This window comes from Serratia sp. CY38905, assembly GCF_052168875.1.
Taxonomy (GTDB): Bacteria; Pseudomonadota; Gammaproteobacteria; order Enterobacterales; family Enterobacteriaceae; genus Serratia; species Serratia sarumanii.
On record NZ_JBJNLV010000002.1, the window covers coordinates 445,153 to 457,891 of the forward strand.

At 63.3% G+C, this 12,739-nt stretch carries 10 protein-coding genes; 6 read left to right on the top strand and 4 right to left on the bottom strand.

Annotation, left to right across the window (positions count from 1 at the left end; translation table 11 throughout):
* Window positions 1-47: 47 nt before the first annotated feature.
* A complete protein-coding gene (locus ACJ8MK_RS08850; RefSeq protein WP_033634584.1) occupies window positions 48-911 on the bottom strand; it encodes a LysR substrate-binding domain-containing protein in 864 nt (287 codons plus the stop codon).
* 143 nt (window positions 912-1,054) lie between these two features.
* On the opposite strand from ACJ8MK_RS08850, the gene ACJ8MK_RS08855 reads away from it, so the two are divergent.
* The 6 genes from ACJ8MK_RS08855 to ACJ8MK_RS08880 all read left to right on the top strand — a co-directional run bounded on the left by ACJ8MK_RS08855 (window position 1,055) and on the right by ACJ8MK_RS08880 (window position 9,409).
* A complete protein-coding gene (locus ACJ8MK_RS08855; RefSeq protein WP_041035167.1) occupies window positions 1,055-2,185 on the top strand; it encodes an agmatine deiminase family protein in 1,131 nt (376 codons plus the stop codon).
* An 85-nt stretch (window positions 2,186-2,270) separates the two neighbouring features.
* Entirely contained in the window at window positions 2,271-2,951 is a 681-nt protein-coding gene (locus ACJ8MK_RS08860) for a class I SAM-dependent methyltransferase (protein WP_442517661.1), read from the top strand.
* Between the two features lie 215 nt (window positions 2,952-3,166).
* Entirely contained in the window at window positions 3,167-4,309 is a 1,143-nt protein-coding gene (locus tag ACJ8MK_RS08865; RefSeq protein WP_442517662.1) for an efflux RND transporter periplasmic adaptor subunit, read from the top strand.
* Between the two features lies 1 nt (window position 4,310).
* Entirely contained in the window at window positions 4,311-7,448 is a 3,138-nt protein-coding gene (locus tag ACJ8MK_RS08870; protein WP_164039209.1) for an efflux RND transporter permease subunit, read from the top strand.
* A gap of 1 nt (window position 7,449) precedes the next feature.
* Window positions 7,450-8,892: an efflux transporter outer membrane subunit gene (locus ACJ8MK_RS08875; protein WP_049196928.1), complete on the top strand. Its 1,443-nt coding sequence runs from the start codon at window positions 7,450-7,452 to the stop codon at window positions 8,890-8,892.
* A gap of 157 nt (window positions 8,893-9,049) precedes the next feature.
* On the top strand, window positions 9,050-9,409 hold the full coding sequence (locus ACJ8MK_RS08880; RefSeq protein WP_164039206.1) for a DUF1493 family protein: 360 nt from the start codon (window positions 9,050-9,052) through the stop codon (window positions 9,407-9,409).
* Window positions 9,410-9,417: 8 nt separating this feature from the next.
* On the opposite strand, the gene ACJ8MK_RS08885 is transcribed toward ACJ8MK_RS08880, so the two are convergent.
* The 3 genes from ACJ8MK_RS08885 to ACJ8MK_RS08895 form a co-directional block, all read right to left on the bottom strand.
* A complete protein-coding gene (locus tag ACJ8MK_RS08885; RefSeq protein WP_197838936.1) occupies window positions 9,418-9,615 on the bottom strand; it encodes a heavy-metal-associated domain-containing protein in 198 nt (65 codons plus the stop codon).
* Window positions 9,616-9,689: 74 nt separating this feature from the next.
* Window positions 9,690-10,160 carry a Cu(I)-responsive transcriptional regulator gene (cueR, locus tag ACJ8MK_RS08890; protein WP_164039201.1) on the bottom strand — a complete coding sequence of 157 codons (471 nt, stop codon included), beginning with the start codon at window positions 10,158-10,160 and terminating at the stop codon, window positions 9,690-9,692.
* A 12-nt stretch (window positions 10,161-10,172) separates the two neighbouring features.
* Window positions 10,173-12,728, bottom strand: a complete 2,556-nt coding sequence (locus tag ACJ8MK_RS08895; RefSeq protein WP_442517663.1) for a heavy metal translocating P-type ATPase — start codon at window positions 12,726-12,728, stop codon at window positions 10,173-10,175.
* Window positions 12,729-12,739 lie beyond the last annotated feature (11 nt).

A 12,739-nucleotide genomic window follows, 5' to 3' on the forward strand; every position in this document is an offset into this window, starting at 1 on the left:
GTCAGGCGGGGCCGCCTGACCAGAGTGGCGAATCGTGACGTGGCGCGTTATGCGCCGGCGGGCAGCGCCGACTGCAGCCATTGGCAGAAGTGGCGGGCGAGCGGGTTGTGTTCGCTGTCGCGGTGCAGCAGCCACGCCCAGTTGGCGCCGCGCACGCGTTGCTCGGTTAACGGTTGCAGCAGCCCGGCGTCGTGCGCGTGCTGCGCCAGCAGTTGGCTGACCAACGCGATGCCGAGGCCATTGCAGGCGGCGTCCAGCAGCAGACCGGGATCGGAGAAGTTCAGCCCGCTGTCGCGCTGGCCGACGTGCGCGCCGCCCGCCACCGTCCAGTGGCTCCAGTCCATCTCCCGTTCGCCGTGCAGGGTCACGCGCTGCTCCGCCGCCAACGCCAGCAGGCTGGGGTGGCAGGCGGGATAAAGCCGGTCGCTGCAGAGCAGGTTAAAGGTGCAGTCCGCCTGCGCGCTGAGATCGTCACGGATCGCCAGATCGATACTGTCCGTCGCCATATTCGGCGGTTCAAAGCTGGTGAACAGCCACAGGTCGACCTGCGGATGCTGCCGATTGAAGTCGCCCAGCCGCGGCGTCAGCCAGTGGCGGGCAAAAGCCGGGGTGGTGTTGACGATCAGCTGGTTGGGTTTGCGGTACTGATCCAAACGGCGAATGCCGACGGCCAGCTGTTGCAGCATCACCTGCGCGGTGCTGAACAGATCGTGGCCGGCGTCGGTCAGCGCCACGCTGCGGCCGGTGCGGAAGAACAGCGGCTGCTCCAGAAACGCTTCGAGGCTGCGGATCTGCTGGCTGATGGCCGACTGGGTAAGGTGCAGCTCTTCGGCAGCCTGATGAAAACTGCCCAGGCGCGCTGCCGCTTCGAAACCACGCAGCGCGCTCAAAGGGGGCCAGTGTTTTAACATTATCGATAAGCCTGTCTAATCAGATATCCGCTAAATATATCGTTTGTCGCGGTGCCAGGGGAAGACTAGCATAAGATTCAACCGCATAAACGTGAATTATTCGTTTAACTTTTTGAATTATAAATGATTAAAAGAGGTCTTCAATGTCAACTCGTCGCGTGTTTATTAAACAGCTTTCCGCCGTTGCCGGGGTCGGTTTGACGGCCTCGTTAGGCATTCCGTTACGCAGTCACGCAGAAGCTGCGCTTAATCCGGCCTGGCGGATGCCCGACGAAGGGGAACCGCAGCAGCGGGCGTTTCTCGCCTTCGGCGCGCAGCGGGCCATCTGGGGCGAATTCACGGCGGATGTGCAGGCGGCGCAGGGGCGTATCGCCCGCGCCATCGCCGAGTTTCAGCCGGTGACGGTATTTTGCCGCGGCAATGAACGGCAATTGGCCGAGGCCACCTGCGGCAGTCACAACGTCAGCTATGTCGTCACCGAGCTGGATGACATCTGGGTGCGCGACTTCGGCGCCAATTTCGTCGTCAACGGCGCCGGCGAACTCGGGGCGGTGGATTTCAACTTCAACGGCTGGGGCAATAAGCAGCGGCATGCCAGGGATGCGCGCCTGGCGGCGTTTGCCGCCAACCGCTACGGTGCCGCTCAACTGCGCCGCAGCGCACTGACAGGCGAAGGCGGCGGTATCGAAGTGGACGGGCACGGCACCGGCATCATGACCGAAAGCAGCTGGGTGAATGCGAACCGCAATCCGGGCTGGAGCCGGGAGCGGGTGGAGCAGGAGCTGAAAGCGATGCTCGGCCTGCGCAAAATTATCTGGCTGCCGGGCATTAAAGGCCGGGACATCACCGACGCCCACGTCGATTTTTACGCCCGCTTCGTGCGGCCGGGCGTGGTGGTGGCCAACCTGGACACCGATCCGGCCTCTTATGACCATGCGGTTACCCAGCAACATCTGGCGATCCTCAAGGCGGCGACCGACGCCGACGGCCGCCGGCTGCAGGTGCATACGCTTTCGCCGCCGCTGGCGCCGCGCGACAGCCGATTCAGCCGCAACAACCCGGATTTTGCGGCGGGCTACATCAACTATTTCGTCATCAACGGCGCGGTGATCGCCCCGGAGTTTGGCGATCCGCAGGCGGATCGGGCGGCGCTTGCGCTGCTGACGGCGCTCTATCCGCAGCGCAAGGTGGTGCAGTTGGAGATCGACGCCATCGCCGCCGGCGGCGGCGGCATTCACTGCGTGACCAGCCAACTGCCAAGGCACGGCCGGTAATACCGCGCAATGTTCAAAAAATGCGCACCGGGTTGTTTGTCACGATCGGCTGTGGTTGGCTTAGCGCTGACACAAGGAGAAAATCATGACCGATTCACCCTCGACCATTCCCACCTGGTATCGCGATCAGCGCGCGGAAGAGGCCATGGCCGATGGCCATGCGCCCATCTGGCGCCATCTTATCGGCCTGGTGGCGGAAAACGAACTGTCCGGCGTGAAGGTGCTGGATTTCGGCTGCAATCAGGGCGGTTTTCTACGCCTGCTGTACCAGCTCCGCCCATTTCAGCAGGGGCTTGGCGTTGATATCGCTCGCCGGTCCGTCGATGAAGCCAACCGGCTGAAAGGGCATCTGCCGGCGGTTTATCAAACCGATACGCGGCTGAACGGCTGGGACGACCATTTCGATATCGCCTTCAGTCATGAGGTCATCTATCTGATCGACGATATTGCCCAGCATGCTGCCGATATACTGCGGGTGCTGAAGCCGGGCGGCGTTTACTATGCGGTGACCGGTTGCCACACCGGCAACCCGCTGTGGCCGCAGTGGCGTGAACGGGTGGCTGCAGAAACCCATACCGTGGTGCAGGATCGGTCGCTGGCCGACTATGCGCGCATTTTCTCCGCCGCGGGGTTCCAGGTCTCTGCCCGCAGGCTGGGCTTTTCCGGCTTCGTGCCCTATGAGCCGGACGGGTGGATGCCGGATATCGCGGCGGCAATCGACTACTATTGGCACACCAAAACGGTGTTCAGGCTGGTTAAACCCTAAAAATCCTACGTGGCGCAGCCCTCGGCTGAAGTGGAACGCTTTATTGCATTGGCTAAAAACCGCTGCGCCAGTTTGCTGAAACCACGCTGAAGCGATATTGCTCCACCGTTTCCCACTTCGACAAGATTTTACCGAATCCTTACGCAACCCTTTCAGAAGCGAATGTCGGCATTCGATATATTGAGAATAGTCATTCTCAATGGGATCGTATTGCAATGCAGAGGAAAACGCTTTTGGTGCTCGGGCTGTCGCTGTTGTTGGCCGCCTGCGATGGGCAAAACGCCGGTGCGCCAGCCGGCGCGGGCGCAGAACAGGAGGTCGGCGTGGTCACGCTGCGCGGCCAGTCAGTGACCCTGAGCAGCGAGTTGACCGGCCGGGTCAACGCCACCATGACCTCCGACGTGCGGCCGCAGGTCGACGGCATCATCAAGCAGCGGTTGTTTACCGAAGGGGCCGAGGTCAAGGCCGGGCAGGTATTGTATCAAATTGACCCTGCCAGCTATCAGGCCAGCTACGATCAGGCCGCGGCCCAGCTGAAAAACGCCCAGGCCACGGTGCAATCCACCCGGCTCAAATCGCAGCGCTATGCGGCGCTGGTGAAAGAGAACGGCGTTTCTCAGCAGGACGCGGACGATGCCAAAGCCGCCTATCTGGCGGCCGTGGCGTCGGTGGCCCAATATCAGGCGGCGCTGGAGACGGCGCGCATCAACCTCGCTTATACCCTGGTGCGGGCGCCGATCGCCGGCCGCATCGGCATCTCGTCGGTGACGCCGGGCGCGCTGGTCACCGCCAGCCAAAGCGATGCGCTGGCCACCATCCGCGCGCTCGACCCGATCTATGTCGATCTGGCCCAGTCCAGCGCCCAGCTGCTTAAACTGCGGCGCCAGCAGGCGGCGTTACAGCGCGGCGCGGTCACGCCGGTCGCCATCAAGCTGGAGGACGGCACGCCTTATGCTCACGCCGGCAAGCTCGAACTGACCGAAGTCGCGGTGGACGAAGCCACCGGTTCGGTCACGCTGCGCGCGGTGTTCCCCAACCCCGAACATGAATTGTTGCCCGGTATGTATGTCCATGCCACGGTGGCTAACGGCGTCGATCCCAAAGCCATTCTGGCGCCGCAGCAGGGCATAACCCGCAACGCCAAAGGGGAAGCCACCGCGTTGGTGGTGGACGAACAGAACAAAGTGGCGCAGCGCACCGTCAGCGCCGAACGGGTGGTGGGCAGCAATTGGCTGATCGGCAGCGGGCTGAACGAAGGCGATCGCCTGATCGTCGAAGGCACCAGCAAGGTCACGATCGGCGCCGCGGTGAAGCCGGTTGAGGTTTCGGTCGACAAAACCCAACGCGGGGAGCAGTGATATGGCGCAGTTCTTTATCCGGCGGCCGGTATTCGCCTGGGTGATCGCCATCATCATCATGCTGTGCGGCCTGATGTCGATCAATTCGTTGCCCGTTTCGCAGTACCCGGACGTCTCGCCGCCGCAGATCTCCATCTCCGCCACCTACCCGGGCGCGGACGCGGAAACGCTGGAAAACAGCGTCACGCAGGTGATTGAGCAGCAGCTCACCGGCCTGGACGGCCTGCTGTATTTTTCTTCGACCAGCAGCTCCAGCGGCTCGGTCAGCATCAACGTCACCTTTGATCAGGGCACCGATCCGGATATCGCTCAGGTGCAGGTGCAAAACAAGGTGCAGCAGGCGGAAAGCCGTTTGCCGAGCGCGGTTACCGCGCAGGGCGTGACGGTCAAGAAATCCCAGAGCAGCTTCTTGCTGATCGTCGGGCTGTATGACGAAAGCGACAAGGCGACGATGGCCGATATCTCCGACTATCTGGTCAGCAACCTGCAGGATCCGCTGTCGCGCATCGAGGGCGTGGGGGACGTGCAGGTGTTCGGCTCGGAATACGCGATGCGCATCTGGCTGGATCCGACCAAGCTGGCGAGCTATGCGCTGATGCCTTCCGACGTGCAGACGGCGATCGAAGCGCAAAACACCCAGGTGTCCGCCGGCAAGGTCGGCGATCTGCCGGCCGCCGCCGATCAGCAGCTGACCGCCACGGTAAAGGCGCAGTCGCGGCTGCAAACGCCGGAACAGTTTCGCAATATCATCCTGAAAAGCGACAGCAGCGGCGCGCTGGTGCGGCTGGGCGACGTGGCGCGGATTGAGCTGGGCAACGAGGACTACTCCGCCAGCGCGCACCTCAACGGCCACCCGGCGGCGGGGATCGCGGTCAAGCTGGCGGCGGGCGCCAACGCCCTCAACACCGCCAAGCTGGTGAAGGCCAAGGTGGCGGAATACCAAAGCGCGATGCCGCAGGGCTACAAGGTGGCCTACCCGAAAGACAGCACCGACTTTATCAATATCTCGATCGAGGAGGTGGTGAAAACGCTGTTCGAAGCGGTGGCGTTAGTGGTGGTGGTGATGTTCGTGTTCCTGCAAAACCTGCGTACCACGCTGATCCCGACCATCACCGTGCCGGTAGTGTTGCTGGGCACCTTCGGCGTGCTGGCGGCGTTCGGCTATTCAATCAATACCCTGACGCTGTTCGGCATGGTGTTGGCGATCGGGCTGTTGGTAGACGACGCCATCGTGGTGGTGGAAAACGTCGAGCGCGTGATGCGCGAGGATAAGCTGCCGCCGCGCGAAGCGACGGAGAAATCGATGCGTGAAATCACCGGCGCATTGGTCGGCATCGCGCTGGTGCTGTCGGCGGTGTTTCTGCCGATGGCGTTCTTCGGCGGCTCCACCGGGGTGATCTACCGCCAGTTCTCGATCACCGTCGTCTCCTCGATGGTGCTGTCGGTGGTGCTGGCGTTGACGCTGGCGCCGGCATTGTGCGCCACGCTGCTGAAACCGGCGCACGACGCGCAGACCGACAAGGGCTGGCTGGGCAAATTCAACCGCGGCTATGACCGGCTGCAGGAGAAGTACGCCGACAAGGTCGGCGGGGTGATCCACCGGCCGACGCGCTATCTGCTGCTGTACGGCCTGCTGTTGATCGCCGCCGCCGTGATGTACCTGCGCTTGCCGACCGGCTTTCTGCCCAACGAGGATCAGGGCACGGTGATGGTGCAGTACACCTTGCCGGCCGGCGCCACCAACGCGCGCACCTCGGCGGTGAGCGAAGCGGTGACCGCCTATTTCCTCGACCAGGAAAAGGCCAACGTCAGCACCATTTTTACCATCAACGGTTTCGGCTTCAGCGGCAGCGGGCAAAACGCCGGCATGGCGTTCGTCAGCCTCAAAGACTGGAGCCAGCGCAGCGGCAGCGAGAACACCGCCGACGCCATCGCCAAACGCGCCATGGCGCACTTCGCCACGCTGCGCGACGCCCAGGTCTTCTCCATGAGCCCGCCGGCGATCGACGGTTTCGGCCAGTCCGACGGCTTCACCTTCGAGCTGCAGGCCAAAGGGGCGACCACCCGCGCCGAGCTGCAGGCGATGCGCGACCAGATCGTTGCCGCGGCCGCCAGCAATCCATCGCTGCTGGCGGTGCGCGCCAACACCTTGCCGGATACCCCGCAGCTGCAGGTGGAGATCGACAACGGCAAACTGCAGGCGCTCGGCCTGAGCGCCGCCGACGTCAACAGCACCCTCAGCAGCGCGTTCGGCAGCACCTACATCAACGACTTTATCGATCGCAACCGGGTGAAAAAAGTCTATATGCAGGGCGATGTGCAGTACCGCGCCAAGCCGGAAGATCTTGACCGCTGGTTTGTGCGCGGCACCAACGCGTCGGGCGCCAGCAGCATGACGCCGTTCTCCGCCTTCGCGTCTTCGCACTGGATCTTCGGGCCGGAAAACCTGTCGCGCTATAACGGGCTGTCGTCGTTCGAGATCACCGGGCAGGGCGCCACCGGCGTCAGCTCCGGTACGGCGATGAGCGAGATGGAGAAGTTGGCGGCAACATTCTCCGCCGGCAGCAGCTACTCCTGGAGCGGGCTGTCCTATCAGGAGCGGCTGACCAGCGGCCAGGCGTCGTCGCTGTACGCCATTTCGCTGATCGTGGTGTTCCTGTGCCTGGCGGCGCTGTATGAGAGCTGGTCGATTCCGTTCGCGGTGATGTTGGTGGTGCCGATGGGCGTGGTGGGATCGCTGCTGGCGATCACCCTGCGCGGGCTGGAGAACGACATCTACTTCCAGGTGGCGCTGCTCACCATCATCGGCCTGTCGGCGAAGAACGCCATTTTGATCGTCGAGTTCGCCGAGGAGATGCACCAGCGGGGCGAAACGCTGATTGGCGCGGCGGTCCACGCGGCGCGCATGCGCCTGCGGCCGATCCTGATGACCTCGCTGGCGTTTACCGCCGGGGTGCTGCCGCTGGCGGTATCCAGCGGCGCCGGCGCCAACAGCCGCATCGCCATCGGTACCGGCATCATCGGCGGCACCATCACCGCCACCGCATTGGCCATCTTTTTCGTCCCGCTGTTTTATGTGTTGGTGCGCCGCATGTTTACCCGTCGGCCCGCCAACCCGCCGTCACAGGCAGGAGAATAACGTGTTGCAACGAGTCATGATGTTAACTTTACCGCTGCTGCTGACCGGCTGTCTGTCGCTGGATCCGCACTACCAGCGCCCGGCGGCGCCGGTGCCCGCCAACCTGCCGCAGGGCGAGGCCGGCGGCAACCGGGCGCTGAGCTACCCGGACGTCGCCTGGCGCGACTATGTCCAGGACGCCAGGCTGCGCCAGGTGGTGGCGCTGGGGCTGAACAGCAGCCGCGATCTGCGCGAGGCGATCGCCAATATCGCGTCGGCGCGCGCCCTGTACGGCGAGCAGCGTTCGGCGCTGTTCCCGACAATCAACGCCACCGCCGACGGCAGCCGCGGGCGGGCGCTGACCGGCAGCGGCAACGCCACTGCGCTGAGCCAAAGCTACGAAGCCGCGGCCGGCGTCAGCGCATTCGAGTTGGATCTGTTTGGCAAAAACGCCAGCCTGTCGCGCGCGGCGTTCGAAACCTATCTGGCGAACTCGGAGGCGGCGAAAAGCACCCGCCTGACGCTGATCGCCGATATCGTCACCGACTGGGTGGCGGTGGCGGCCGAGCGCAGCAATCTGGCGGTGGCCCAGCAGACGATGGCGAGCGCCAAACGGTCGCTGGACGTCACGCGCAACAATCAACAGCATGGGATTGCGTCGCTGGTTGACGTGGCGTCGGCGGAAACCGTCTATCAGCAGGCGCGATCGGACGCCGCCAGCTACGCTACCAGCGCCGCGCAGGCGAAAAACGCGCTGGATTTGGCGGTGGGGCAAAGCGTGCCGGAAAGCCTGCTGCCGAGCGGCATCGAGGCGCTCGGCGGGATCATGCGCGATCTGCCGGCCGGCGTCTCTTCGCAAGTGTTGCTGAAGCGGCCGGACGTGCTGCAGGCCGAGCATAACCTGAAATCCGCCAACGCCAATATCGGCTCGGCGCGGGCGGCGTTCTTCCCGTCGATCAGCCTGACCGCCAGCGGCGGGGTGGGCAGCGGTGAACTCTCCTCGTTGTTCAGCCACGGAGCCGGCGTCTGGTCGTTCGCACCGAGCATCAGCCTGCCGATCTTCAGCGGCGGCTATAACACGGCTCAGTTGAACTACACCCAGGCGCAGAAAGACCTGTATGTCGCCACCTATGAGAAAGCGGTGCAGACGGCATTTCAGGAAACCGCCGACGCGCTGGCGCGCAAGGCCACGCTGCAGGAGCAGCTGGCGGCGCAGACCGGCTATGTGGCGGCGGCGCAGCAATATTATCGCCTGGCCGAGCTGCGTTACCGCCAGGGCGTTGACAGCTACCTGACGCTGCTGGACGCGCAGCGCACGCTGTACACGGCGCAGCAGGCGCTGATCGCCGCGCAGCAGACCGCGTATGACAATCAGGCCACCCTGTATAAAGTGTTGGGCGGCGGCGTTGCCGCCGAGCGGCAGGGGGACGGCGTCATCGCCGACAAGACGACGCTCAGCCGCTAACCGTCAACCGCGCGCGCCGGGAGTGTGGCTGCGCGCGGTTTTTTTATGGAAAGTGTAAAGAAACGGAAAACCCGGCCGGCGGCCAGAACTCGCCGGGGCAGGCAGAGTCAGACAGAGAACCGCATTCCTCTTTTATTCATACCGGCTCGAGGTCGTCATGGCAGAAGACATTCAGCAACAGGTCATCGCGCTTATCGCCGCCTTCAACGCAGCAGGGCGGCTGAAGAAGGGCGTGGTCATCACCCCGGAAACCGAGATCAACACCGAGCTCAACCTGTCGTTCAGCGATTCCAATACGCTGATGCGCCGCTACTTCGATACCTTCGGCGTCGACAGCGGCAACTATAACCACGAGCTGTATTTCCAGCCGCCGACCAACACCGGCCGCTGGTTTTCCCCCTCCGCCTGCAAAGAACACCCCCGGCCGCTGTGCGTGTCGATGCTGGTGCGTTCCGCGCGCGCCAAACGCTGGCTGTACGATATCCACTTTCTTATCGAACAGTTGCGCCAGGCCTGATGCGCCGCTTAATCCGGCTCGGCCGGAGGAAAACCGGCTTCGTCCAGCGCGGCGCCGAAGGCAGCGCTGTGCAACGCACTCTCGATGAGCACTTCCCGCCTGGCCGGATCGGTTTGAATACGCGCCTGCGGGTCAACGTTCAACAACGCCCGGGTGACGGAACTGGCGCAGCCGCCGCAGGTCATGGCTGGAATATGAAAACGAATCATTTTTACTCTCCTCGTCGATTACGGTGTTTGATAACGGTAAAGCTTGCCAGCGTGACAGGGTCAAACTCTTTTTATGGCGATTCACGCGGTCGTCGTGGTTTCGGCTCGCGCATCACCCCGAAATGCGGCGTTTGGCGCGGCGCGATGAGCGCCACCGGTTGCGCTAAACCTGCCAGAATAGGGCAGTCGGGGCGCGTATTGCCGTGGCAATGGCCGGCAAGGCGTTCCAGCGTTTGCGCCATCGTCTGCAGTTGCGCAATCTTGGCTTTCAGCACGGCGATATGGGATAGCGCTACGGCTTTAACATCGGCGCTGGCGCGTTCGCGGTCGTGCCACAGCATCAGCAACGCAGATATCTGCTCAACGGAAAAACCCAGGTCGCGTGAGCGCCGGATAAAACGCAGGCCATGCACGTCCGACATGCCGTAGTGGCGGTATCCCGCATCGGAGCGAGCCGCTCTCGGGATCAGGCCTATTTGCTCGTAATAGCGAATCATCTTCGCCGAAACGCCGGATAACCGGGCTGCTTGTCCGATGTTCATCCTGTCCTCCTGTTACGATGATGCCGATATTCCGCCGGGTGGCGCGGTTGCCGCCGCCGCTTCAGCGCGGCTCTCGACGGCCATCGGCGCCTGGAAACGTTTGAGCCGCAGCGCATTGCCAAGGACGAAAACGCTGGAAAGCGCCATCGCGGCTGCGGCGAAAATAGGCGAAAGCAGCGTGCCGTTCAGGGGATAAAGCGCGCCGGCTGCCACTGGGATCAGGACGGCGTTATAGGCGAAGGCCCAAAACAGGTTCTGCTTGATGTTGCGGATCGTCGCCTGACTGAGCGCAATGGCGTTGGCTACGCCGCGCAGGTCGCCCGACATCAGCACCACATCGGCCGCTTCTATCGCCACATCGGTGCCTGTACCGATAGCCAGCCCAACGTCCGCCTCCGCCAGTGCCGGCGCATCGTTGATGCCGTCGCCGACGAAGGCGACTTTTGCGCCGCTGTTGCGGAAGGATTTCAACGCCGCCACCTTGCCTTCGGGAAGCACTTCGGCCGCGACTTCGTCAATCCCCAATTGCCGGGCGATCGCCGCCGCCGTCGCGGCATTGTCGCCGGTGATCATCGCAACCTTGAGCCCAAGCGCATGCAGCGCAGCGATAGCTTCCGGCGTTGTTTCCTTAATCGGATCGGCAACCGCGATCACCGCAGCCAAACGGTCATCAATGGCGGCATAAAGCGGGCTTTTCCCCTGGGCGCCGAGGCGCTCGGCGACGGGCTGAAAAGGTGTCACATCAAGCCCGAGCCTGATCATGAAGCGATCTGCGCCAACGGAGATCCGGCGTTGGCCGATGCGCGCCGTTACGCCGAAACCGGGTGTGGCGTCGAAACTGTCGACAGCGGCGAGCGTAAGATTCTGCTCTCTTGCCGCCGCGACGATAGCTTCGGCGATGGGGTGTTCGGATCGTGTCTCGACCGCAGCGACCAAGGCCAGTACTTCGTGGTATTCGAAACCGTCAGCGGGCACCAGATCGGTCAACTCGGGGCGGCCTTTGGTCAGCGTGCCGGTTTTGTCGAGGGCGATAACGCCTACATCGCGCAGGGCCTGCAACGCTTCGCCCTTGCGAAACAGCACGCCCAGCTCGGCGGCGCGCCCGGTGCCGACCATGATAGAGGTTGGCGTCGCCAGACCCATGGCGCAAGGGCAGGCAATAATCAACACGGCGACCGCATTCACCAGCGCGAAGGTCAGCGCGGGCGACGGCCCGAAGAACAGCCAAACCAGAAAGGTCAGTACCGCCGCCGCCATGACGGCCGGAACAAACCACATCGTCACCTTATCGACCAACGCCTGAATCGGCAGTTTGGAACCCTGCGCTTCCTCCACCAATCGAATGATTTGCGCCAGGACGGTATTCGCGCCGACTTTTGTCGCCCGGAAACTGAACGCGCCGGTTTTGTTGATGGTTCCGCCGACCACATCGGCCCCCACGGTTTTCTCGACCGGCACCGGTTCACCGGTGATCATGCTTTCATCGACATAAGACGCGCCTTCCAGAACTTCGCCATCCACCGCGATTTTCTCCCCCGGCCGGACGAAGACCACATCACCGGCAACCACCTGTTCGAGAGGGATTTCAACCGTTTCGCCATGCCGTTCAACGCGTGCGACCTTGGGTTGAAGGCCGACGAGCCGTTTGATGGCCTGTGAGGTGCGCCCCTTGGCGCGCGCCTCCAGCACGCGTCCGAGCAGGATCAGCGTGACGATCACGGCGGCGGCTTCGAAATAGACGTTGGCGGTGCCCTGCGGTAACACCCCGGGGGCGAAAGTGGCGACCAGCGAATAACCGTAGGCCGCCGCCGTGCCGACCGCAACCAGCGAGTTCATGTCGGGGGCGCCGCGCAGCAGCGCAGGAACGCCTTTGCGGAAGAAGCGCAGGCCGGGGCCAAATAAGACCAAGGTGGTGAGGACAAACTGGATATACCAGCTTGTCTGCACGCCCAACCCCTCCATGACCCACTCATGTATGGCGGGAATGAGGTGCGACCCCATTTCCAACAGGAATACCGGCAGGGTGAACAGGGCGGCGCCGAACAGGGCGCGCCGCAACGCGCGTGACTCATTTTCGCGCCGTTCGGCGGCCTGGTCGTCCGCGCTGGGGCTATCCGCCGTCAGGCGGCGAGGCGTATAACCGGCGCGGGTGACGGCAGCGGCGAGGTCTTCCAGGGATACGGTGCCGGCCAGATAGCGCACCCGCGCGCGTTCGGTCGCCAGATTGACATTGGCTTCGGTAACGCCGGCGACCTGGCTCAACGCTTTCTCCACCCGCCCGACACAGGAGGCGCAGGTCATATTTTCGATCGCCAGCTCAGTGGTTTCTTCTCGCACGGTATAGCCGGCGCCTTCGATGGCGCGGGCTGCCGCCTGCGGATTCGCCTGGCCGGTAAACGTGATGTCGGCGCGTTCGGTGGCGAGATTGACCGTTGCCGCCTGCACGCCGGGAACCGCCGTCAAGGCCCGCTCGACGCGACCGACGCAGGAGGCGCAGGTCATGCCTTCAACCGGCAGACTCAGACGCACGGACGAAGGCTGGGGGAAGTTGGCATTGGATGAATTCATGTTATGTGCCC

Excerpts from the sequence above, each read along its gene's own strand:
- ACJ8MK_RS08880 (WP_164039206.1), top strand. The coding sequence starts at position 9,050 with ATGGCAGAAGACATTCAGCAACAGGTCATCGCGCTTATCGCCGCCTTC.
- ACJ8MK_RS08865 (WP_442517662.1), top strand. The coding sequence starts at position 3,167 with ATGCAGAGGAAAACGCTTTTGGTGCTCGGGCTGTCGCTGTTGTTGGCC.
- cueR (WP_164039201.1), bottom strand. The coding sequence starts at position 10,160 with ATGAACATCGGACAAGCAGCCCGGTTATCCGGCGTTTCGGCGAAGATG.
- ACJ8MK_RS08860 (WP_442517661.1), top strand. The coding sequence starts at position 2,271 with ATGACCGATTCACCCTCGACCATTCCCACCTGGTATCGCGATCAGCGC.
- ACJ8MK_RS08895 (WP_442517663.1), bottom strand. The coding sequence starts at position 12,728 with ATGAATTCATCCAATGCCAACTTCCCCCAGCCTTCGTCCGTGCGTCTG.
- ACJ8MK_RS08870 (WP_164039209.1), top strand. The coding sequence starts at position 4,311 with ATGGCGCAGTTCTTTATCCGGCGGCCGGTATTCGCCTGGGTGATCGCC.
- ACJ8MK_RS08850 (WP_033634584.1), bottom strand. The coding sequence starts at position 911 with ATGTTAAAACACTGGCCCCCTTTGAGCGCGCTGCGTGGTTTCGAAGCG.
- ACJ8MK_RS08855 (WP_041035167.1), top strand. The coding sequence starts at position 1,055 with ATGTCAACTCGTCGCGTGTTTATTAAACAGCTTTCCGCCGTTGCCGGG.